At 61.8% G+C, this 24,556-nt stretch carries 10 protein-coding genes; 1 reads left to right on the top strand and 9 read right to left on the bottom strand.

Going from position 1 to position 24,556, the window contains the following annotated elements:
• Positions 1-164: 164 nt before the first annotated feature.
• The 5 genes from L593_RS06365 to pglX (L593_RS06345) all read right to left on the bottom strand — a co-directional run bounded on the left by L593_RS06365 (position 165) and on the right by pglX (L593_RS06345) (position 14,282).
• Positions 165-3,071 carry a helicase-related protein gene (locus L593_RS06365; protein WP_020446116.1) on the bottom strand — a complete coding sequence of 969 codons (2,907 nt, stop codon included), beginning with the start codon at positions 3,069-3,071 and terminating at the stop codon, positions 165-167.
• 6 nt (positions 3,072-3,077) lie between these two features.
• Positions 3,078-3,494, bottom strand: a complete 417-nt coding sequence (locus L593_RS06360) for a group I intron-associated PD-(D/E)XK endonuclease (protein ID WP_020446115.1) — start codon at positions 3,492-3,494, stop codon at positions 3,078-3,080.
• 85 nt (positions 3,495-3,579) lie between these two features.
• Positions 3,580-7,914, bottom strand: coding sequence for a BREX-5 system adenine-specific DNA-methyltransferase PglX (gene pglX, locus L593_RS06355; protein WP_020446114.1), 4,335 nt, complete (start codon positions 7,912-7,914; stop codon positions 3,580-3,582).
• Positions 7,915-7,917: 3 nt separating this feature from the next.
• Positions 7,918-10,077 (bottom strand): BREX-5 system phosphatase PglZ, encoded by a 2,160-nt coding sequence (gene pglZ / locus L593_RS06350; protein ID WP_020446113.1) that lies wholly within the window; start codon positions 10,075-10,077, stop codon positions 7,918-7,920.
• A 2-nt stretch (positions 10,078-10,079) separates the two neighbouring features.
• Positions 10,080-14,282 (bottom strand): BREX-5 system adenine-specific DNA-methyltransferase PglX, encoded by a 4,203-nt coding sequence (gene pglX / locus L593_RS06345; protein ID WP_020446112.1) that lies wholly within the window; start codon positions 14,280-14,282, stop codon positions 10,080-10,082.
• A gap of 358 nt (positions 14,283-14,640) precedes the next feature.
• Here pglX (L593_RS06345) and L593_RS06340 point away from each other — a divergent pair, with 358 nt between their 5' ends.
• Positions 14,641-14,973 (top strand): hypothetical protein, encoded by a 333-nt coding sequence (locus tag L593_RS06340; protein ID WP_049893924.1) that lies wholly within the window; start codon positions 14,641-14,643, stop codon positions 14,971-14,973.
• Between the two features lie 218 nt (positions 14,974-15,191).
• Here L593_RS06340 and L593_RS06335 read toward each other — a convergent pair whose 3' ends face one another.
• Genes L593_RS06335 through L593_RS06320 form a run of 4 tightly spaced genes read right to left on the bottom strand, consistent with a single transcriptional unit; the run spans position 15,192 to position 24,266 of the window.
• Positions 15,192-19,022 carry a hypothetical protein gene (locus L593_RS06335; protein WP_020446110.1) on the bottom strand — a complete coding sequence of 1,277 codons (3,831 nt, stop codon included), beginning with the start codon at positions 19,020-19,022 and terminating at the stop codon, positions 15,192-15,194.
• Positions 19,019-19,642, bottom strand: coding sequence for a BREX protein BrxB domain-containing protein (locus L593_RS06330; RefSeq protein ID WP_020446109.1), 624 nt, complete (start codon positions 19,640-19,642; stop codon positions 19,019-19,021). Before L593_RS06330 ends, L593_RS06335 begins: the two co-directional genes overlap by 4 nt.
• Positions 19,639-23,433 (bottom strand): hypothetical protein, encoded by a 3,795-nt coding sequence (locus L593_RS06325; RefSeq protein ID WP_020446108.1) that lies wholly within the window; start codon positions 23,431-23,433, stop codon positions 19,639-19,641. The genes L593_RS06330 and L593_RS06325 overlap by 4 nt, the downstream gene beginning before the upstream one ends.
• Positions 23,433-24,266, bottom strand: coding sequence for a BrxA family protein (locus tag L593_RS06320; protein WP_081638664.1), 834 nt, complete (start codon positions 24,264-24,266; stop codon positions 23,433-23,435). The genes L593_RS06325 and L593_RS06320 overlap by 1 nt, the downstream gene beginning before the upstream one ends.
• Between the last annotated feature and the right edge of the window lie 290 nt (positions 24,267-24,556).

Raw genomic sequence — 24,556 nt, 5'->3', positions numbered from 1 at the left:
TCTGGACTATCGAAGACGCCGTCAGTGCGGAGAGATTCGACGCGTTCGGTTACGGGCTTGTATGTGACTCACCGGGTCAGCAGTTCCATTGTACCTTGGAGGATCGAACTCGCCTACTCGATCGGGTGGGCCGATGATGGTGGGGAACCGATTCCCCCGGTAGCTCACACTGGGAGCGCGAGGCAGATACTTTCGACTTCGGGTGCAAGGGAGATGACCTGTGCTTTCCGCTCGAGTTCCTCCCGACGGTCCTCGATCCGCTGTTCGAGTTTGCTGAGTCGATCTCGCTGTCCTCGGATGGCGATGTCCATGTCCGTGCCAGCGTCGGCCTTCCGCTCGTACTCGTCGATGAACGCTCGAATCCGCTCGCGCTCGGTGTCGGCGTATGCTTCCAGATCGTCGAGTTCCTGCTGCGTCTCCGATCGTCGTCGTTCGTGTAGCTCCTCACGGAGGGAGCGAACCGTCTGACTACTGTAGCGATCCGCGGCCGATCGCAACTGTTCCTGGCTCTGAATGAGCGATCGGACACGGTCCGCGTCGTGAGTGCCTGTCACGCTATCGCCCGCTACGATACGCTCTCCCAATCGCTGTCGGGTGTCCTGGTGGCGAGCATCGACGTACACCGGGAGCAATTCTTCTCGGATGACCGCCCCAGTACCGTCTTCGAACCTCAGGCGATACGTGTAGACGATCCCCGGTTCGTCGACGAAGGGGAGCAGCTTCAGCCCAACGTCCCCCCGGTCGCTTTCGAGCACCTCCTGCATGAGGCGCTGGACGAGGTCGTCGTCCGGCGATACGTACTCGATCCCGTCGTGGTCCATCGCGAAGTCACGGCTGAACGTGAACGGCCCGTACTCCTCCTCCATTCCCGTCCGGAGCGATGCGGGGAGTTCCGCCCGGAAGAGATCGGTACCGGTCGTCTCCACGCTGCCACCGAGGGCCTCCACACCCCGTTCCACGAACTCGCGAATATCGGCCTCCGAGCCGTAGACGTCCTCGGATTGATCCATCACTTCCTGGATCTTCTCGCGGCTCTCCTGGTCGAACGTGCTCGTGTCGATGAGGCTGCGTTCGTACCACTCCTGGAGCGTCCGCTGTCGCTCGTCGATGAGCTCCTCGAGTTCCTCCTTCGTCGCCCCCGGCGGCTCCTCGTTCCGGATCGATTCCATGATCAGGGAGTCGACGTCGACGTCGTCGAGCATCCCTAGCACGTCGGCGGTGTTCCCGAGTTTGCCGCGGATGCTCTCGACCTTGTTCTGGAGCATCTCGAAGATCTCGCCCTCGCGAGTGTCCTCGAAGGAGAAGTTCCAGACCTTGACCTCCTTGTCCTGTCCGTATCGATGGATTCGGCCGATCCGTTGCTCGAGGCGGTTCGGATTCCACGGCAGTTCGTAGTTCACCATGATGTGGCAGCTGTGCTGCAGGTCGATCCCTTCGCTGGCAGCGTCGGTGGCGAACAGCAGCCGTGACTCGCCGTGGTTGAACTCGTCCTCGATACGGGCGCGGTCCGCTTTGTCGACGTCGCCGTGGATGACCAGGATTTCGTCGGCCCAGGGTTCGTCCTCGACCAGTTCGAGGAGGTAGTCGAGCGTGTCGCGGTACTCCGTGAACAGCAGGAGCTTCTCGTCGGGCTGCTCCTCGAGCAACTGCTGGACGTAGCGGCGAACTTTCTGGCCCTTGGAGTCGACCGAGATGTTCTCGGCGAGGCCAACCAGGTCGCGGAGCGTCTCGATCTCCTCCTCGAGCTGGGCGTCGCTCTCGGTGACGGTCAGCGCCGACAGTTCGTCCTCTGCGGCCTGCTTGTCCGCCTCGTCGAGATCTTCGCCGTCGAGATACGCCGTGGCTTCCGCAGACAGACTGGTGGCGGTCGATTGCTCCTCGACCAGGTCGCCCAGCCGCCGGCTGAGCGTGGCCTGGATCGCGCCGACGCTGCTGACGAGGCGCTTTTGCATCAGCGCCATGGCGAACCCGACTGCGGGCTCGTTGAGCTGCTCGGAGCGGTTGTAGACGTGCTGGACGTACTCCGTGACGGCCTGGTAGAACTGCCGCTCCTCGTGGGTCATCTCCACGGGAACGGTGTTGACCGTCCGATCCGGGAAGATCCGCTCGCCGTCGTCGTCGTAGATCGTCTGCTTCCCGCGGCGGATCATCACCCGGTCGACCGCCTCCCTCGAGAGCTCCCGATCCTCGGCGACGAGGAACGGGTCGACGTACTCGACGAGCGAGCGGAACGCCTCGCCCTTGCCGTCGTGTGGCGTCGCGCTGAGCAGGAGGCAGGAATCGGAGTTGCCCGCGACCCGCTCGACCATCTTCGAGGTCTCGCTGGGCGACTCGCCCCGCTTGGCGGCCTTGTGGGCCTCGTCGACGATCACGACGTCCCAGAAGGCCTCATCGAGCGCGGGCTGGAACTCGTCCTGGCGGAGGAAGGCCTGGCTGGCAACCATCCGCTGGTGGTCCTGGTCCCAGATGTTGGCCTCCTCGCCGAGCCGTCGACGCTCGCCCTCGACCCACTGGCGATCGGCGGGCGTCAGGTCGACGTCGAAGAAGCGGTCCATATCTCGAATCCACTTCTTCTGGAGGTGCGCGGGGACGACGAACAGGACGCGATCGGCCCGATTTCGAGCGGTAAGTTCCTTGAGGATCAGGCCGGCCTCGATGGTCTTCCCGAGCCCGACGTCGTCGGCGATCAGGGCGCGCTGCCGGAGTTTCTGCATCACCCAGTTGACGGCGGCGAGCTGGTAGGGCTCGAGGCGAACCCGTGAATTCGAGATGCTGAGCAGTTGCCCCTGCTCGTGGGCGATCTGGAGCTGGAGGGCCTGAGAACGGAGATCGAACCACTCGGCGGAGACGGCGTCGTGGTCGGGGTGGAGGTCGTCGGCAGTGGCGGGGTCCAGCGCAGCGAGCTGGTCCGGCTTCGGCTCGATCTCGACGTCGTCGATGCAGACGGTCTTCACGCCGTCTCCATCGACGTATGCTCGGATGTACTCGAGATCGCCAACAGCGTACGTTTTGATGACCTCGGCTGGGGTCCCATTGAGGCGCACGGCGTCGCCAGGGTTGAGTGAATCCATCTGTGGCTACTCCCGTTCCAGTTCCGTCACGGCCCGTTCGAACGTGAAGTCATCGAGCAGCTTCGCTTGGCTCCGGTTTTCGGGTATCAACTGCTCGCGTGATTTGGTGTTGATCCTGAACCTGGATCCCGCGTCTTCGAACGTCGTGTAGAACGTTTCCTCCAGCGCAGGAATGTATCCGGCGAAGAGGTCGACGTCCCCTTCTTCGTACCGGTCGGTGAAGATCCTGTACTTCCAGGGCTTGTCGTTGTCCTGGTTGGCCTTCTTGACCTGGACTCGCAGCAACTCATCGTCCCTGTCTGCGATCAGGTCGTACTTGTACTGGCCGTGGGTGTACGACACCCGACACCCCTTCGCCACGAGATCGGCGGCGACGGCGAACTCCGCCAGTTCCCCGTCGACGTGCCCCGCGTTCCGACTCATTACCAACTGCAAACGACAGCCATGATCAATAAGGCCACTGGCGGCTCGCGCGGGAGGATGGAACCCTGCTCCGCCATCACCGTCCTCAGAGCACGTCTTCGTTCACGGTCTTCGGGACGATCTCCACCTCGGCGAGCGGCGTGATGTTGATCTCGACGCCGTGTTTGTGGTTTGGCTGGTAGCCGGCGGTCGTGATCTCGGAGAGTGCGCGATCGGACCACTCGTCGGGAATCCGCTGATCGATCGTCTGGCACCGATCGTCGATCTCCTCGGCCAGGGCCTTGAACTGGGCAAGTGGCGGGAGGTCGTCTACGTGTTCGACTCCTTCCTCTTCGGCCATCTCTTCGAGGTATTCATCGTCCACGATCGACGGGTCGTCGAGGCCCATCGCAAGCGTAGCAAGGTTCCGTTCTTCGTCGGTCAGGTTGTCGAACGGCTGGCCGTCCTCGTCGAGCAAGGGCGCGCCCTCCCGCTCGAAGTAGTACGTCATGAACAGAATGCCCGTGCTTGAGTAGTGGTCCGAGCCCTTGAGTCGCCAGTTGAAGTAGTCGAAGAGATCGGCAAGATGGGCTTCGACAGGCTCGTCGGCGGGCTCGGCATACTGCTCGCAGGCGTACGCCAGGTCTTCCAAGGCGTCGATCCACTCGTCTCGCCACTCGTCTACGGCCTCCCAGAAGTTGTCGGAGAACGTGTCCTGGAACCATTCTTCGCCGTTGCGATCCCGGAGCGCTGCAAGTGTTTCTACCCGCTCTTTGGTCGCTTCGCGGAAGGAGGCGACCTTCGGCGCCAGCTCCTCGACGAGACGGCGGTCCTTCTGGTCGAACTCCCGCTCGTCAGTGCTGCCGAGGTCCTGGAGGACGTCCTCGAAGACGGTGATCTGGTCAAGGCCACTCGCACATCGCTCGTACAGCTCGGCGGCTTGGGCTTGCTCACTCGCCGACAGCGAGTCGTCATTTCGACGGCGATTTGCGGCGCTACGACGCTCCCGAAGCTCGGCCTTCCGCGGTTCGAGGTACTGGTTCGAGAGGCGGTCGAACAGCCCTGCGTCGAGACTGTGGTAGTCGACGAAGCACGCGAAGCCCTCGCCGGTTGAGTCCGCGAGCAGGCGCCCGGTGGTGAGCTCCCAGACGATAGGCGAGTTCTCCATCCGGCTCACGTGGTAATCGAACAAATCCTCGGCGATCCAACGGCTGAGGTTGGGGTAGGCCTCCTCGGTGGCGGACTCGGCGCCGAGAATTTCGTCAACCTCGATTAATCGGTCCTCGGCGAGCTCGCCGTAGGCATGCTTGAACCGGTCGACGATGCGGTCCAGCATACCCGGCTGACCATTGACGCCCTGGAGTGGAACGATGCCGTCGTCCTCCTCCCGGACGACCTCCATCGCGAAGTGGTGGACGAGGTCCTTGACATCCTGCTCGAAATCGTCTGGTATCTCCTGCACCTCAGCAGGGTCTGGAACGTTCCGACTCCGGGGGTCTTCGTTCGTTCGCAGCGCGATCTCGGTGAGGACATCCTGCTGAGCAGTATCTTCTATTCCGAATATCTCGAACACGGTTTCGTCAATCTCCCGTGCCATCGTCTCAAGTGACGCCTCGATCTCCGCCCTATGTTTGGCTAGCGCAATCCCCATTTCCCAGAGAGAGTCTGCGCGCGACGTACTCGCCTCCGTCTGATAGCTCGCCACTTCCGAGAGGAGTGTTCTGTGTGGGTGGTCAAACGGCGATTCTGAAGAGTACTCCTGTAGCACACGGAGAAGCCCCGGCGCTTCGTAGTGGGGTGAGTCGGGCATCTCCTTCCGCCGTGCGAGCATGACCCCCAGCATCGCCTTGGCCTGTTCAGCTAGCGTCTCCTCCTCCCCTACCTCGGCGGCCCAGGGTAGTTTGGCAACTTCACCGGCGTTCCAGTGACGCCCGGTCGTCTGTGCGATCATCAGATAGGTCAGCAGACTGCTGTTGGTGTAGGAGAGGAGGTGCCAGAGACTGTGTTTGGGGAGGAAGACGAACCCCGTGTTGCTAAACACTGACTCTTCGTGTAGGAATCCGAACCGGCGCCCTCCCTCTTTGATGTACGTGTACGTCAACCCCTCCGTGAAGTAATCTTCCTCGTTCGGAGTACCGTTCCCGGACTCGCATCTTTTGAGCTCGCTGCCTTCGTTCCCCCAGATCAGCATCTCGTTCAGCTTGGGGAGGATCCACGCGTCTTTTCCACCCATCGCGAACGGCACCCAGTCTTCGTTCGGCGTCTCCCAGAACCGCCGCACAAATCGGTCGTTGTTCCCGGAAGCGATTCCCTGGTTCACTGAGCCCAAGCTTTCTGCTCCGACCTTCGCGTTTCCTTCGTCGAATACGGTGTTTGCCCCGTAAATTTCTCGAATGTCCCGTGATACCCAGTAGGAGAGCGGGGCGCCGGGGATTACGTTGAACTCCGACATCTCGCGAGTGTATTTCCTCGTCACACCGTCTCCGTCAACGCGGGCCTCGAAGGCGGCTCGGAGGAAGAATTCCTCTTTTTTACCTTTTAAGACGTCGTGGAGCCGAATGAATGTTCCATCCCTAGCCGTATTTGCGCTGTCCCCAGAACGAACAACGGTTCCAACGGTTCGAACGGTCGCGTTGTCCAGAATCCCGATTCCGAACTCGGCGAGGAACTCGAAATTTCCTCGGCTGCCCACGAAATCCTCGCGGAATCCTTCGAAGCTCGTCTTGAACATGAACGTCCGAGGAATTAGCATCCCGATTCGGCCTTCGCGAGTAACGAGCGTGTCACACACTTCGAAGAAGTTGATGTAGAACTCCGGTTTGTACGTGTAGTGCTCGGACACGTACTCCTTCACCGAATCCGGCATTCGGTTCCGTGACCCATACGGCGGGTTCATCAGCGCAACGTCGTATTCTTGGGCCAAAATGTCCAGCAACCGAACGAAGCTTCGGAGATCTTGGGCCAAAAACGAGTCTGCATCGCGGTGCTCCTCCACTGCCCCGCGAAGGCTGTGCAGCACCTGGGAGAGCGTATGGCTCTCGCGGGGGTCGTCGCCGAGGGTCAGCTGCGTGCCACCGATCTCGGCATCGTCCTCGAAGAGGTCGCCGAGGGTGCCGCGCACATCGAGCAAACTACCGAGACCGTGGACCTCCTCGAAGGCGTCGAGGATACGCTCTAGCGCCTGCTGGACCTCGGGATCGTCGCCGGCAACCTCCTCGAACACCGCCTCGACGCCGTCGATATCGGCGATCGTTGCGTCAGCACAGACGATGCCGATTTCGGGCATGTCGAAGCCGTCGGCGCCCTCGGCTTCGGTTCGCGTTCGGCCCTTGAGGTAGAGGTTGAATGCCGCGAGCTGACAGGCGCGCATGTCGAGGTCGACGCCGTAGAGGTTGTGCTCGAGGATCTTCCGCGGGATCGTCTCGGGAGCGAGATCGGTCTCGGCCCGCCAGATGCGCTCGAGGACGTCGAAGGCGTAGAGCAGGAAGTGACCGCTCCCACAGGCGGGGTCGATGACGCGGAGTTCTCGCGGATGGTCGAAGTCCGTCGGCTCGCCCTCTTCTTCGGAGGGAACGAGGTAGGTGCAGAAGTCCGCAATATCCGGTGACTCGTCGGGAGACAGCGGCCGGTTCTTGCGCTCGTCGGGTGAGAGGGCTTCCTGCGTCTCGACGACGTCCTGGAGTTCGCCGGTGTGTTCGAGATAGAGCTTCCCCAGCGAGTTGTCCGTGAGCATCCGGACCACCCAGTGGGGCGTGTAGAACTGATTCGCCGGCGGGACGTCCTCCGGATCCAGACCCGTGCGGTCTCCCTTCCGCCGGAGGTCGTCGAGGAGCTTGACGTTGTAGTATTCATAGACCCAGCCGAGCACGTCGTCGGCTCGCCAGACCTCGTCGGGGACTGAATCGAGCATCCGACAGAGGTCCTCGAACGTGTCGTCGTCGGGATCGACCTGGCTGTACGCCGTTTCTCGATCGAAGAGGATCTCGATCTCCGCGGCGAGCTCGTCGCAGGCGTCGTGGTAGGCCTGGAGGATCGCCTCGTCCTCCAGCAGGAACTCCTCGGTGACGAGCGTCTCGGCTGCGGGCGTGAGCCCGTTGTCCTTGAAGACGGTGACCTCCTCGTCGACGAAGTCCCGGACCTCCATGCAGCGCAGGGCGGCGAGGCGGTTGACGATGGTGTAGCCGACGCCGGTGACGTACTGCTCGAAGGCCTCTCCCCAGGTGTTGCCGTCGACGGCCTCGAGTTCGATCGCCTCGACGAGTTGCTCGGCCTCCTCGTCGAGGGCCGAGCGATCCTCTGGCTCGTCGTCGAGTGCGTGCTGGGTGAGCTGGAAGCGGACGTTGTCCTCGACGCGCTCTCGCATGTCGGCGACGACGTCCTCGAGGTGCTCGCGCTCTTCCTTGTCGAGTTGGGCCTTCCGTGGTACTGTAGGTGCAGACATGAGTTACTCCTGTGTGATCGTCACGAAGTTCAGCACGAACTCCTGGGGGAGCACGCCCCCGTGATAGAACCGGGCATCCGGGAGGCCCTGGTTCCGGAACCGCTGGATCGGATCTGCGAGCGCCCGGATCTTCGTCTCGCCGTCGAGGTACCCGAGGTGGGCGTTCTCGTCGAGCAGCACGCCGGGACCGTCGTCGTCGAGGTCTTCGCCGGCGACCCACCGCCTGGTGACGTGCTCGGCTCCGTCAGGAGGATGGATGTCGTCGATGTCGATCTGGCGGGGCAGGGAGACGAATCCGTGGTCCGCCAGAATGTAGGCGCGATCCCACTCGCCCTTCTGTAACTTCTCGCAGATGATCTCGGAGATCGTCTCGATGCGATCGCTGAAGACGTGCTCGAAGTCGGTGAGTTCCTCCTCGCCGGCCTTGTCGAGGTCGTTCCAGTAGTACGCGACGCGGTTCTCGCCCCAGCCCACTTTTTCGTCATCGCTCTGCATGATGTAACTCCAGCCGTCGTCCGTGAGCAGTTTCTCGCGCTGATAGTTCGTGATCTTGCGGCCGTTGCGCTCCGGGACGAGTTCCCCGTCGTCGAGCGTGACGTTGAAGCTGAACTTGCTTCCCGGGGTGAGCGCCGCCTTTCCGAAGTCAGTGTCGGAGGGGAGCGTGCCGACCCAGGCGCTCTCGTCGACCTCGAGGCCCGGCAGTGCCCGCCGGACGGACTCGGCCAGTTCGTGGGCGAGATCGAACCGGAGCGCGTCGACGACGAACAGCGCGACGCTCTGCCCGCTCTGGAGGTGCTCTTGCTCCTGATCGAAGAACTGGTGGGCGAAGTTCTCGCCGACGAAGGGCGATCCGGTCTCGATCTGGTCGACGACGAGATCGCCGAGGTCGCCGAGGTACTCGAGGTAGCGGGACTCCACGAGCGAGGTCCGGAGGTCGTCGAGCGACGCCGTCGCCGGATGCTCTTCCGGCAGGTCGGACTCGGGCTCGCCCGAGGTGATGAGGTTGAAGACCGCGTTGTCGATCTGCCAGGTGCCATCCTCGACGTCGCCGTACACCTCGACGACGTCGTCGACGTCGGTGCTCTCCGCCCAGTCCTGGAGCTCCGCGGCGAGGTTTGCGACGTCGATCGCCTGCTCCCAGACGACGGTCCAGGGGACGTCGTCGTAGGTCGCTTCGAGGCGCTCGTGGCGCCGGGTCGCCCGGTCCGCACAGGTATCGTACTCGCCGTCGTTGAAGGCTCGCGTCCAGGCGTCCCAGAGTTCGTGCTCGAGCGCGGCGTCGACGGGACAGTCCGCGAGTTCCCAGGGATCGTCGAGCGTCCGGAGTACGTCGTGCCAGTAGCGAGCGCCCGGATCGAGATAGGTTTCGGCCAGCTCCGCTTTGCGCTCGGTCTTGCTCAGCATCGACTGGAGCTCGGGTCGCGACACGCCGAGGCCGGAATCGGGTTCGGGCCGATAGCCGGACTCGAGGAGCGAAGGGTCGAGCCCCTCGTCGACGAGCCACTCCGCGACGGCCCAGCGTCGCGTTCGCTCGACGAGGGCCCCCGCTTCGGTGACGCCCTCGACGGCGGTGACGCCGTCGTCGACCAGGAGGTCGCGGATCTCCAGCAGGTCGTCGGTATCCTCGGGGAGGTTCGCCTCGCCGTGCTCGAGGACGAACGCCACGGGATCGTCGTGGCCGTCGAGGACGATCTGGGTCTGGAGGCTCTGGAGCGTCGGCAGGCCGCCCTCGCCGTCGAGCGCGTCGTAGAGCGTCCGCGCGATCTGCTCGCGGTCCCTCTCGTCAGAACTCTCGTAGGCCGTCCGGATCGAGGCGGCGTTGATGCGGTCGTTCTGGAAGCAGCGGGCCGCGAGCTTCCCGATGTGAGCCTCGACGACGCCACCGGTATTCTCGACGTCCCGGAACCAGTCCACGTCGTCGTCGGGTGCCTGGGGAACGTACCAGACGGTTCGATCGCGGGGCGCATCGGCGCGAAGTTCGAGGGGCGTCGTCTCGGCGGCGTGGAACTCACAGCCGAGCGAGTCGCTCACGCTCTCGACGATCTCGCGAAGGTGCCCGCCATCGTCCCACCACAGCACGACCGGCTCCTCGTCGGGCGCCCCCTCGATTCTGGTCTGGATCGCGTCCTCGGCGGCCTGGGGGATCGTCTTCGTTGCTGGCATGGTTAGAGGACCTGTTCCTCGACAGTCTCCGGAACGATCTCCGCCTCGGCGAGCGGTGTGATATTGATCTCGACGCCGTGCTTGTGGTTTGGCTGGTAGCCAGCGGCCGTGATTTCGGAGAGTGCGCGGTCTTCCCAGTCCGAGGAGATCTCCGACGAGAGTTCCTCACAGTCCTCAGCAATGGCCTCGCCGAGGTCGATGTACTCGTCCAGGTCACGTGCGAGCTGTGAGATCAGCCGCTGTCGCCGCGCAACGCCGGCGTCGCCGAGGCGGCCCTGATCGGCCTGCTCGAACTCGTCGAAGTAGTAGGTCATGTAGAGGATGCCGTTGCTCGCGAAGTGCGAACTCCCGAGGAGGTCGTCGGTGTAATAGTCGAACAGATCGTACAGGTGCGCTCCCACGGGCTGTTCCGAGTCCGCAGCGTAGGCATCGAACGCCGCTTCGAGGTCTCCCAGCGCGTCGATCCATTCCTCGCGCTGGTTTTCGATCTTCTCGTAGAAGTTCCCGGTGAACAGCTCACCCACGTCGACGTCGTCCATCGCGGCAAGTTCGTCGACGATCTCGAGGCGCTTCTCGGTTCGCCGGCGGAACTCAGCGACACGTTTGGCGGCCGCATCAGCGGCCGCCTGTTCCTCCGTCGACCACTGTCGGGGCTCGGGCTGCGCCAGCTCGGCGAGTCGGTCCTCGAGCACCGAGATCTGTTCTAGCCCGCTCTCACAGCGGGCGTACTCCTCGGCAGCCTCGGCCTGCTTGCTCGCCGAGAGCGAGTCGTCGCTTCGGCGCCGGTTCGCGGCGCTGCGGCGCTCCCGCAAGCGGTTCTTCCGTGGTTCGAGGTAGCGGTTCTGCAGCCCATCGAAGGCTCCCCCGTCCAGTTGGTGGTAGTCGACCAGACAGCCGAACCCCTCGCCCTCGGAGTCCGAAACGAGGCGCTCGGTCGTGAACCGCCAGAGAATGGGCACACGGTCGAACTTCGAGACGTGGTAGTCGAAGAGATCCTCCTCGAGCCACGTCCGAAGGTTGGGATAGGCCGCTTCGCCAGCGCTCTTCCTCCCGAGCACGTCGTCGACTTCGGCGAGCCGCGCGTCGGCGTGGTCGCCCCATACGCGCTCGAACTCGGCCGTGATATGTGTCAGGAGGTCGTCCTCACCCTCGACGTCGGAGACAGGGATGATGCCGTCGTCAGCCCTCCGGACGGCGCAGAGTGCGAGGTGGAGAATGAGGTCCTTGATCTGTTTGGGGAATATTTCAGGATACTCCGGAACTTCGTCAGGGCTGGGTACCTCGCGATCGGACTTCTCTTCCACGGTCCGAAGCCAGATTTCTTCTTTGACCTGGTTTCTCGTCGCGCTATCCACTCCTAACGCTTGGAATATCTCCTGGTCAATCTCGTCTGCGAGCGTCTCTATCCGCTTTTGCCGTCGTCGATCTAAGACAACTGCTTGCCGGGAACGTTCCAAGAGCGTCTCATCGGTCTGCCCAGTCTCGAACAGCGTGTCAGGTTCTGCTGCAATTGCTCGCTGGTGATCGTGTTCAGTATAGAAAAACGTCGGCCGACGTGACTCGGGAAGCAGTACAGGGCCGATATAGTACGGACTCCCGAAGTTGTGGACACTCTGTTTGATCATCGTCCGGTACTGCTCTTTGACCTTCTCGGCCAGGTCCGCTCGACCTTCTAACTTCTTGAACCACGGTAGCTTCCCGACGTATCCCGCCTCCCACTTCCGTTCCGGGGTGAGGCACAGCATCAATCCGTGATACGCATCGGAATTTAGCACACCCAGCAGTGACCAGAGAGAAATATCCGAGATCGGGAATATCATGTTGCTTGCATGACCGAAGAGGCCTCCGTCTGGGTAGTATCCGAACCGCCGCCCTGTCCGCTTGATATACGCCCACGTCAGCCCTTCACGATGGTAGTATTGGGTGTTCTGGAATCGAGAACCGGAATACCGACGAATTCGGCTTCCGCTATCGGTCCAATCGATCACCTCGTCGACCTCTGGGAGAACCCACACCTTCCCGCCAGCGTTTGTGAACGGCTGAAAGTCGCTGGAGGACGTTTCCCAGTGCGCTCGCAAGAATCGACTATTATCTCCGGTAGCAAGCCCCTGTTTTACATCTGCGATACGTTCGACGCCGCCTGTATCGTCTTCTACACCGATCTTTCTATCCGACGAATGAAGGTCCCTGATCTTTTCGGGGAGCGAGTAACAGAGCGTACGTCCGGGGATCTCGTTGAATTCATCGATAGCGATTTCGAAGTGCCTGACAATCTCGTCGTCTTCTCGCGAAGTGAATGCCGTTCTCAGGTAGGTCGCTTCCTTGTCGCCTTTTTCGACGTCGTGAAGCCGAATGAAGCTTCCCACGGTGTCCTGCGACGAGCCGCTCCGAACTACCGTTCCGGCCGTTCCAACTGTCGCGTTATCCAGGATTCCGTACCCGAACTCTGCCAAGAAATCAAACGAACCTCGATTTCCGATGAAGTCGGCTCTAAAGGGCTCTAAGGTTTGATTGAACAGGAATGATCTCGGGACCAACATCCCCACCCGGCCCCCGTCACGCGCTAAGCGATCACATGCCTCGAAGAAGTTGGCATAATATTCGGTCATGTACTCGTAGTGTTCCTCAACGTACGCTTGCACGCTGCTGGGCATCCGCCCACCTGACCCATACGGTGGATTCATCAGAGCGACGTCGTAGTCCTGCGTGAGCACCGCCAATAAATGTAGGAAACTCCGCAGGTTCTGTTCACGAAACGAATCGTTCGTCTGGTCCGCTACTGCTCGCCGGAGCGCTTTCAGGAAAGAATGCAGCGACTGGTGAGCGCCCCCGTTGTAGTCACTAAGCTCCGCTTGCATCTTACTCGAGTCGAAGGCTTCTTCGAGCGTTCCACCCACATCCAGCAGGCTCCCGAGTGCTTCGGTATGCTGGAACGTTTCGGTCACGTCGTCCAGCTCCTCCCGAAGATCGCTCCCCTCACCAGTGATATCGTCCAGGACGTCGGTAGCCTCATCGACCTCGGCGACGCGGGCGTCCGCGCAGACGATGCCGACGTTTGGCATCTCGAACTGTCCGTCTTGCGCCTCGGCGCGCGTCCTGGCTTTGAGATAGAGGTTGAACGCTGAGAGCTGACAGGAGCGCAGGTCGATGTCGACGCCGTAGAGGTTGTGCTCCAGTACCTTCTCGGGGATCGCTGCTCGATCCAGATCAGTTTCGGCCCACCAGATGCGCTCCAGGACGTCGAAGGCGTACAGCAGGAAGTGCCCGCTTCCACAGGCAGGATCGATGACACGTAGTTCCCGCGGATGGTCGAACTCCGGGGCCTCGCCGGGCTCCTCATCCGGAATGAGGTACGTACAGAGGTCCGTAACGCTGGGAGCGTCCGCTGGCGTGACCAGACGGTCTTTTCGCTCCTCGGGAGAGAGGGCTTCGGGTTCCGGGATAGCGTCCGTCTGGTCAGTCGCCTCGAGATAGAGCTTCCCCAGCGAGTTGTCGGTGAGCATCCGCACGACCCAGTGGGGCGTGTAGAACTGGTTCGCAGGCCCGACGTCCTCCGGCGCAAGCGTGTTCTTCGCGTCGAGTGCTTCGACGACGGGGCGATTGTAGTACTCGTAGACCCAGCCGAGCACGTCGTCGGCGCGCCAGACCTCGTCGGGGACCGAATCGAGCATCCCGCAAAGATCGTCGAAGGTGTCGTCGTCGGGATCGACCTGGCTGTAGGCCGAGGAGCGATCGAAGAGGATCTCGATCTCCGCGGCGAGGTCGTCGCAGGCGTCGTGGTAGGCCTGGAGGATGGCCTCCTCTTCGAGGAGGAACTCCTCGGTGACGAGCGTCTCGGCGGCGGGCGTGAGCCCGTTGTCCTTGAAGACGGTGACCTCCTCGTCGACGAAGTCCCGGACCTCCATGCAGCGCAGGGCGGCGAGGCGGTTGACGATGGTGTAGCCGACGCCGGTGACGTACTGCTCGAAGGCCTCTCCCCAGGTGTTGCCGTCGACGGCCTCGAGTTCGATCGCCTCGACGAGTTGCTCGGCCTCCTCGTCGAGGGCCGAGCGATCCTCTGGCTCGTCGCCGAGTCCGTGCTGGGTGAGCTGGAAGCGGACGTTGTCCTCGACGCGCTCTCGCATGTCGGCGACGACGTCCTCGAGGTGCTCGCGCTCTTCCTTGTCGAGTTGGGCCTTGTGGTGGGAGAGAGAATCGCTTGCCATTGGAAACTCGGAATAGGACCGAAAATGCGCAGGGACCACTTGAAGATTGGCAAGAAGACACAAGTCGAACCACGGGGCGGAGATACGCTTCCCGCGTCCGGTGTCTCATACTGGCTGCACGACGATCGAAACCGGTGCATCGATCGGTTGCACTTCGACAGGTGCGTGACGATCACCAGAAATCGTGATGGGACGCGCCACCGAGGTAACGCGTGTTCGACAGAAAGCCACTCGGACGAGCATCTACTCACGGTCTACGCCGTGATCCAGCGATGACCGACGAGAAGATACAGATTGGGAGACTTGAAATATAACACAAAAATATTTTGCATTACCGGGAAACTGGCTGCTTGTCTCCATGAATGACCGGCCTGTGATCGAGCATCTAACTGAAGTCAAACTCCACGGTGACTACGCCACGAAAGAGGTCATGGCAAAGTGTGACAGTGGATCTGAAAGCACGTCGATTCATTACGATCTCATCGTAGAGATCGGGGGCGCCGAACGTCTCGGCCAACGCGAGGTCTATTCCGCTCTCGGCAGTGAAAAACGCGATACCGTCCAAACCTCAATCGAACTGGCGGGCAAACGGTTCGACACCAAGGTGGATATCGGGGACCGGAGCGGGATGGATCACAAAGTATTGATCGGCTGTGATATCCTGAAAAACTTTCTCATCGCTGTTACATAGCGGTCGGGGTGGCAACGCACTCGCCATCGGGTGTCTCACGTCGTCCCCGACGCTCCTAGCCGATGGGCACTCGTGTTCCGTCCCACGCGACAGATACCTTCTCTTGTATGGCTCGTTCGAATTCCGCCCCGCTCTCGAAATTGCCGCGTCGAACACGGCCTCGCATGCTCGGCCGTTGCTGACTGCCCTAGCCACTTCCCGAATCAACGAACCTTGGGTTACCGGTCCTCGATAAGCACGATACTTCCATCTTCGAGCTCGTCGAGGCGCTCTGTGACACGGTTAATCCGCTCCAGAACCGGCCGAGCCCCTTCCAGCAGTTCCGTGACGCGCTCCGCGTCAGGCCGCTCGTTACCGTCGACGGCCGCAGTCACCTCGTCAGTGATCTCCGCGGCCGGGTGATTCTGCCGGAGCTCCTCGGTGATCCGGAGCAGCGCTGCCCAGTCGTCGTCATCCGGACGAGGCGGTCTGGGATCCTCGGCACGCTCGAGGAGCTGGCGAACGCGTCGCTCGGTCGGCGGTCGGGAGGAGTCGAGTGCGGTCTCGACGGCGTCCGTCGTCGGCGAATCAGGATGGTCCGACCGCAGGTGGTCACCGGCATCCTGTAACTGCGACCAGAGGCTCTGACCGTCCGCGTCGTCGAGCAATTGACGCAGCCGTTCGTAGGTTTCCACCTGCTGAACCGCGGTCGCGTCGACGATTGTAGCTTCCGTCACTGCTTTTCCCTCCCAGACCGCTTCGAAGAGCGTCTCGAGATCGGCCAGCGTGGCCGCCTCGAATTCGTCCGCTGCAGCTTCGAGGATGCTCCGAACGCGCTCCTCGTTCGACCCCAGCCACTCCATCAGTTCGTTACAGGCACCGGCTGGAGTAGCTGCGTCAGTGGTCGTGCCGGTGATCCGCCGGAACTGTGCTGCGACCGCTTCGACGCGATGAGATCTCGCCTCATCGAGGCGCGACTCGACGGTGGAGACGCTCGGGACGGTCTCGCTCGCTGCCGTCGCTTGCATGCTGTCGGTGGTCGACGAGTCTGGGTACAGCGACGTCATCACCTCCAACTCCTCGGTGAACTGTTCCCAGAGCGGCGTCTCGCCCTCGTCCGATTCGAAGAGTTCCCGCGCTGTCGCGAAGGTCTCGGCCTCCTCGATCGCGTCGTCGAGTAGCGACTCGCTCCCGAAGGCGGACATCGAGAGTTCTCCACCGGTGAGCGCGGGCTCGATCAGCGATTCGAACGTATCCATCGACGCGTCGAACTCCCGAGAAACGTCCTTGAGAGTGCGCTTGATCGAGGCGCTGTTCGCGTCGGCCCACCCAGCGAGTTCGTGCAGCCACTCGTCGGGCCCGTCGCCGTCCGGTCCCGATCCCTGGACGGTCGTGACGAACTCTCGGACCTTTTTGGGCGGGATAATCGGCTCGAAGCGAACCGTCAGGGACGTCAATCCCCCTTTCGTCCTCACCTGGCGGCCGATGGCAGCTGGATCGCTCAATTGGTCCGTATCCTGCTTGAGGACGACGTCCTCGTTCGAGGTCGCGAGCGTGATCAGCAGGGCGGCGATCGATTCCCGCGGCGATCCGCGATAGGCACCGTTAGCGGTTCTGGTCTGCTGGAGGAGCGTCTCGACGTCCACAGCCTGTTGGCCCTCGTAGTTCTCGATGAATTCCGCACACCAGCCGGTCTCGGCGACGGCCCCATTGGCAGTATCCACGCCGAGGGTCGCGGCGTCCGCGTTCGATAGTGGCCACTCGCCGCTCCCTCGGAAGAAGGACGCCATCGCTTTCGCATCGTCGACCTCAGCAAGTGGCCTGGAGAGCGTCCGGCGAGACGAGCCGAAGACCTCCTCCACCTGCTCCGCGACGACGGTTTCGAGGACGCTATCACGTTGCCCTCGCTCGCCTTCGATCGTGTGGACGGTGGCCTCCTCCAGCACCTCGGTCACGTCCGCCTCGAGACGGCGCTTGTCGGTGCGGTGCTCCCGCTCGAGCTCCTCGTGGGACTCGGTCTCCTCGTCGAGGACCTGTCCCATCCCGATGACGTTCTGAATCCGCTCGAGCATCGTGCTGGCGACGTCCATCGTGACGAGGACGTGCTCGCCTCCGTCGCGCCCGTCGTTCACGTCCCGCCACGTCGAGACCTGGTCGGAGACGGTCTCGCCCTCGTCGGCGAGGACGCGAACCTGGATCGCGTCGTACTCCGGCGACGGCGCTCTGTCCACGGGCTCGAGGATCGAGTACTCGTATCGGAGCGGAACCAGTCGCTCGTCGCCGACGTCGGTCTCGTGGCGGGTGCCCTCTCTCCGGAGGAACGAGTCGTTCTCTCGGAGCCGGGTTTCCAGCCACGCAGATAGCTGGTGTGGGGAGATCTGTGCAGCTTTGTCCTGTGCCCGGCTGAGAACGCTCTCCTGTTCTTCTGAGACGAGCGTGTAGACCTCGTCGCCCTCGTCGTTCGTCTCGGTCAGGACCTTCTGTTTGTCGACGAGCGTCTGGAGTCCCGACTCGGCACGTTCGACGACCGCCTCGACGTCGGCCGTGACGTCGTCGACCAGCAGCCGGCCGAGGTTCTCGGGCGTCGCCGGAACCGCTGGCGTCTGATTCAGCAGGTAGAGGGCCTTCGCGAGTCTGACTTCCCAGGCATCCTCGTCCCCGTCGAAAGTGGGAACCAGGGTGTTGTCGATCATCTCCTGGACCCACAGCGGGAGGTAGGTGGTCTCCTCGACCAGCAAATCGAACAGGACGTCCCACGTGACGAGCGCCCCGGGTTCCCGGGAAGCCCAGTCGAACGTCGTGAACAGCGATCTGACCAGCACGAGCAGCGCACGCCCCTGGATGTACTCCCGGTCCGTCGAACGGCCCTGCGTGATCAGCTCCTGCATCACCGCCCGAAGCAAGGTCAGGTCGTACTCGCGGAACGGGTAGGACTCGATCGGATCGGGGTCCATGCTCGCCACTGACGAGTACGTGTCGAGGGACAAGTCGGAGAGATCAGACAGCAGCGTTTCGACGCTGTCTCCTCCGTCTTCGGACTTCCGGAGCCATCGTTTCCGGACGATGATCTCGGTGTCCGCGCCCTCGAGCTCGACTTGCTTGTACGTCCAGTGATCGGTTGGCGGTTCTCCGATGAGACTCTCTCGCGTGATCGGGAGCGAGTACTGTCCGGTCGAGACGACCACCGGATTCGGCCCACGCTGCAGGGCCTCCATCGTCTCCTCGAACTCCCTGTATCGATGGCTGCTGTCACCGACGAACAGCGCAACTTCGTCGAGCCCGAGGAGCAACTCGGTCCGCGAACCGTCGTCGTTCAATGCCTCGGTGGCGGTTTGGACGCGTGAGACCAGTTCGTCGGGATCGAACGACTCCGGATCGACCTCGGCTACCGCTCGCTCGATCGAGTCCTTCACGCCGGCAACTGAATCGAGGTCAGTGCCGTCCGTTTCCGCCAATGCCGGCACCGCTTCGTATAGCCATTTCCGTAACGAGGCGCGCTCCTCGAGAACGTCCTCGAAGGTCTGCCTATCGTGCTCGCCGGCCTGGAGCGCTTCCCAGACGCCGTCGTACTCCATATCGACGGTCCAGGCCCACTCGAGCAGCCAGTTCGGATCCGTGGGATACCCAAGCTCCCGGCCGATCGCCTCGAAGATTAGGAACGGTAGCGGGGGTTCCTTGGAGGCGTCACGGTCCAAGAGATTCAGGAACACGGGGACGAGCCGATCCACGTGTGACGCACCGATTGATTGCTGCAGCGCGTGGAATCCGCCCCACTGATCGGCGAGACGGTCACCCAGGTACGCGTAATCGGACTGATCGTCCGTGAGGAGTCCGACGAGTTTCAACAGGTGCGTCTTCCCCGATCCGAACGTCGCGTGAATGTACAGGAACCGTGCCGCTTCACCGGGATGGGTCTCGATCGTATCGCCGAGTTCGCTGAGGACTTGCTCTGCGCTCTCCGTCTGGTGGAACTCCGCGACGTCAGTCTCCGCCTGCTCGCTGGCGTTGATCTTCTGGACTTCCTCGAGCTGTCTCGTAGGGTCGCGTTCGAAGAGATCGGCGATCGTCATTGCTGGAGATGCACCTCCGTGATCGGCCGATCGATCTGATGCGCCGGGTAGTAGTGACGGGAGTCTCCTCCGAAGAAACTGAGCTTCCCGCCGATGACGTCGCCCGGGAACGGAATTCCGATGGTGGATTTCACGTTCCGGCGATCGAGTTCGTCGAGGAGTTCCGACGCTCGCGTGAACGGGTAGAGGCTCCCGAGATTGAGCAAGAGTACCACGTGTTGCTGACTCGTGAGCTGCTCCTCTGATAGCTCTTCCTCGATCATTTCCTCGACGAGTTCGGTGGCGAGTTGATCCTGCATCGTCTCCGTGATTCGCTCGCCCGCAGAAGCGTCGCCCTCGAGCTCGGTCAGTGACTCGCCGAGGTCGACGAGCAGGTTGTATACGTCGGTGCGGGGGAGCAACTCGTCGAGCCAGATCGGCTGGACGGTGACCTCGTCGGGAATCGCGGGCGCTTCTGATCCGCCAGTTGCCCACTCTTCGAGCCGCTTCGTCGTGCGGTGTTCGACCGGGGGATCGACGGCAACGATCACGAACGGATTCCGGATCCCGTGCTGCCCCTCGGCGAACGTACAGAGCCGGTCCTTGAACGCTCGCAACGGCGAGGAACTGCTGTCGCTCATCGAATGATCACCCCTTGGCCGCTGTCCTCGACGTCGAGGTCACCGTCCTCGGCGAGTCGTTCCAGTCTCCGCTGGAGCTTGTCTCGATCCGAGGGCACGATGCCGATCTGATCGACGTCGTCCGGCGTTCGCTCACCGACGATCGCCGATAGACCGTCGAGTTTCGCCGCGAGATCCTCTGGTCCGTCGTCGAATGCGTCGGCCATCGGTTCCAGCGCCATTGTGTCGTCGGCGATTTCGACGTACGCTCCAGCGTCGGAATCGCTCGGAAGCGTCGTGAGTGCTTCGTCGAGCGTCTCGAACCAGCGTACGAACTGGCGCATCGGCGTGATGTAGGTTCGCTCGAAGGAGGCATGGACGCCCGTCGGCAGGGAAGTGGCTGGGAGAATCCACGGATTGTCGTCGATCCGTTCGACGAGTGCATCGATATCTCCTTGGTCGACGAACTCCTGCCATGCCCGACCGAGTTCGGGTGCGAGATCCGGAACCAACTGCTCCGAGAACGTTTTCCACCCCTCGGCAGTCCACCATTCGCCGTCGTAGCTCGCTACAGACTCCGATCGCGTCTCGATCGCCCGTTGGGCATCGTCGTCGATCCACTCGAAGTCGCGATCCCCGATCGTCAGGACGGCGTCGAGCTGCTGGAGTTGCGACAGCCGCCGGTTCCACACGTCGGTAACGTCGCTGAGCCACTCTCCAACCTCGTTCGTGCCTTCGATCACGCCCTCGAGGTCGCCGCTCTGTGATTTCACGACGGCGATGCGTCCCTTCGTGTCCTCCATCCGCTCGGCGAGTTCGTCGGCGAACGCGTCGAGTAATGCTCCGACCTCGTCGGCGCGCACATCGGTTTCAGCAATCAGCGTAACGTCCTCGTGGAGTCCCCGGAGCGTCGAGTGAATCCGACGATTTTCCTCCTGAAGATTAATCAGCCCCTCGGCGACGGTGTCAGTCGTCTCCTTGAATCCGCCAGTTTCGAGGAGGTTGCCGAGTTGATCGCTGGACAGAAGTTGGAGTCGAGTGGTGGCAGTTGTGTCGATATCGAGCACTGCCTCGTCGTCGAGGGTGTTACCGGCTTCGTCGACAGCGACGAGTCGCCCTCGCCTGCAGAGGCCCCAGATGATCGCACACAGCGCCGGCCGGGCGTCGCTATAGAACGGCTTCTTCTCGACGATCCCGTCGAGAATCGTCTCGAGCGTGAGCCCTTCGTCTCGCCCGTGCAACTGCCGCCCGGTCAACGACATCACGTTCCGTCGAATCGTCTGGTTTCGGTCGTCACCACCGTGATCGGCGGTGGGTACCTGGATCGCTTCGGCCCACTGAGGAAGCACCGCATCGCTGTCCAGTTCCCGAAGCTCTCGCAACCGGCTCTCGTCGACCTGGAGGAGCATCGGGTGGAAATCGTCTGGATACGATACGTCGACCGTTTCCTGTACCGCCGTACTGAGCCCTGAAATATCCGTTCGATCGTTGACGGAGTACGATCCGCCCGACATCGCACTGACGAGCTTACTTCGGACCGACGCACTCCGTCGGTCGAGGTCCTGTTCTACGGCTGGCGGGACGTCATGGGACGCTATCGCGTTTCGCAGTGCCCACCAGTCGACGATGCTCTCGCGGAGATCCTGGAGGCCGTCCGAATCGATCTCCCAATGCAGGACGTCTGGATCATCCTGGTCGGTTGTCACGTCCGGGCGGATCCCGTGGATGGCGATATCGACGTCCAATCCACCATCCGCAGTCTGCGACGTCGAAAACGCCACTCCATCCACTTCGAAGTGGTACGAGACCGGATACTCTGCTCCGGACTCTTTATACGGAGCCGAATCCGGCAGCGAAAGCTCTCGGGCGATGTCCGCCCAGAGGTGCTCGTCGAGCGCCTCGACGATCTCGTCCCAGTTCGGGTTCGCCTCGTTTTCCTCGGCATCGTGGTAGATCAGCCGCTCTTCCTGGGTGGCGAATCGATATCTGGGACTGCTTCCATCCTCCGTTGGCCGGATGTACTTCTCGAGCCGATCCAGCGAGTCCTCGACCCGATTAGTGGTGCTGATCCAGGACCGTCCGTTCAGGTCGGACATCACAGCTACCGCGATGTTCCCCTCGTTCAGCGGAACGATCTCGTTTACCTGTCGGAGCAACAGGACGGCTTTTGCGACTTTCAGGTCGAATTCCCGGATCTCTCTCTCCGTGTCGTTTACTTCTGCAACGATACTGGTGGCAATCTCGCCGGTGGAAGCGGCGTGTGAACCGTCTTCTGCGTCCGGCGACGGGTTGCTCCCTTCGATCACTCGCATATCCGAGGAGAGAATCTCGCGAAGCTCGGGCTCGATCAGGTCGAAGAAATCGACGAGGGTGACGATCGTATCGTCCTCTCCTTCTTCGATCCACTCTTCGAGCAATCCGTGCATGAGTGCGAGGATTGCCCGCGCCGTTCCCGAGAAGATGGATTTGGCCGGGTCGTTCGCCTCTCGTCGGAGGTTGAACAGGATCTCCAGGAACAGTGGGGCGTGATATGGGAGGAACGGGTAATACTCGACGAGTGCCTCCTCGTCGATCTCGTCCAGGGGCGGTTTCGTATTCTGCCTGATATCGTTGTAGACGAGCGATTCGCCGGGCTTCACGTCCGCTTCGTCGAGGACCTGTCTAACGCTTGCCTCCCCGGTTTCGGACTTGGCGAACAGCCGTCTTTTGGCGATGTCGCCGACGTGTTTGCTCGGCAGCTGGTATCGGTGGGGGAACCGGTCTTTGACGATGCTGAAGTCGGCACCGTGGGCGGCGAACTTCGGTTGGACGTCCTCGATCTTCGCCTGGGCCGTCGCCACGAGTTGGATGTTCCCGTCACCGATGTCGTCGACGTTTTCGGCGAGCGTCTGGAGTTCGGTCAACCGCTCAAAGTCGGTGCCGATGAAGAGACTCACCTCGTCAAGCAGCAGTACGAGCTTGACCGGCGTTCCCATCGTCTCCTCGCGTTCTTGCCGTAGCGATTCGAGCCGGCTCACCACCTCGTTCGGATCGATGTCGGACGGCTGAAGGTCCGTATAGCCGTCCCTTGTTCCCTGCACTCCTTCGAAGAGTGCTGGGAGCACGACGTCAGAGAGCGCACTGTATTGCTGGATGTCCTTCCAAAGTTGCTCCTCAGGCCAGTCGTAACGAGGGGTGTCGGGGACGACCTCCTCAACAACGTCGGCAGCGAGCGCTTGGCGGTCGTCCCAGGCTGGGGTCGTTCGATACCAATCTTCGAAATAGGCGACGCCGAGCTGCGCCGACAACCCGGTGGAAATCCCGTTATCCACGCCAGTGAGTGTCGGGTGTTGGTGGGCGTGGCGCAGCACGATCTCGCTGAAGCTGCGTTTCTTCTGTCCCTGGTACTTGAGGAGGTTCACTGAAACCGGAATCACGTGATAGTCCGCGTGTACGTCTTCCCACCGTTCACGGAGCGTCTCGAGATTCCTTCCCTCGGCAGCAGCTGGAACGAGGTCTGACCAGACCTCCTCGTACTGGCCAGCTACCCAGGAAGAATCCATCAGCCCCTCGAGCACTGTCAGCAGGTGGCTCTTTCCGCTTCCGTAGTAGCCGTAGAGCCAGTAGTTCGACCCGGTGCGCATGTCCTCCGCTTCGTCGAGCGTCCGCTCGACGACGTCTTCGAGGAACGCTTGGGAATCCGAAGTGACGTGGTACGATTCGATCGCCTGCGTGCGGTGTCTGAATGACTCCTCCGATCGATCCTGTCGATCGATCCGCACCGACTCTTCGAACTCATCGGGGAGGTCCGAAAACCAGGTCGAATCAACCATCAGTCACCACCCCCAACCCAATCGTACGTTCCGTCGACGGGTCGAAGCTCGAGCGATCCGTGTAACTCGACGAACTCCCAGTCGTCTGTCGCTCCGACTCTGTCGAACTGTTCCTCCCATCGGCTACCCGCTTGAAACAGATAGCAGAGCCCGATCGGGCATTCCAGCCAATCGTCCCCGCCTTCCTCGTAGGAGTATCCCATCGCAACGAGGAGCGGCACGTCGCCAGTGGATGGGGAAGAGCCAGTGACGGCCTGTTGATCTTCGAGGACACCGATCTCCCGCATCACGGAGCGGAACCCTTCACACCAACGTACCGTCGTCGAATCTGCGTAATCGAAACTGGATCCATCCTCGTACTCGAGTCGATCGAGAACCTCGGTCAGTGTGGAATTCGAGAAGTCGAGAGAATTCGTGACGTCTTCCGTGAGATAGCGGCTGTACGCTTCGACGACGTAGCGAACGAGGGGATCGTCGGCGACGAGATAGAGGTAGACGACCTGCGCTTTGTCACGTGTAGTTGCACAGGCATCGAGCACGTCGGGAAGCTCACTCGGTGCGGGGAGACTCCCCGGCGGATTCTGCAAACGAGACGTCAGTACGCGGAAAATCTTCTGAGCGCTCCCGCGTGTGCTACGATTCGAGCGCCATTCGTCGAACCAGACCTGCTTGACCTGATTCCAGCTACCGTGTTCCCGATAGAGTCGCGCGAGCTCCTCCGTGCGATCGACGAGTAGACCGCACATCGTCAGATCCATCGTCACGTCACCGGCTGAGATCTGGCGAGAAGAGGAGGGCAGTAGTGGTGAACCGCCATCCGGATGGACCTCCATGGAACCCCGATGCCTGTCGATCCACTTTACTGTTCGTCATCCTCTGGATCTGGATCCGTTCAGACTCACAACGAGTCCGTCAGAAGCGGTCATTCGAAACCATACTATCTTCGCCACTCCCGCAGTCGACCGTGCTCATTTTTGGGTGATGGGTCGAATCCACCCGGGAACTGCTTCGCTCCTCACGTCCGTTCACCGAAGCGGCGGAGCCGCTTCGAGTATTCGCTCACTCCGTTCCGGAATACCTCGCAGAAGCAGTGGGTTGGGGCGGACTCAGTATGCCCCTCGTC

Origin of the sequence: Salinarchaeum sp. Harcht-Bsk1, assembly GCF_000403645.1 — an archaeon.
Taxonomy (GTDB): domain Archaea; phylum Halobacteriota; class Halobacteria; order Halobacteriales; family Salinarchaeaceae; genus Salinarchaeum.
Note: the sequence above shows the minus strand (reverse complement) of the source record. Positions and strands in the feature narration are given on the sequence as shown.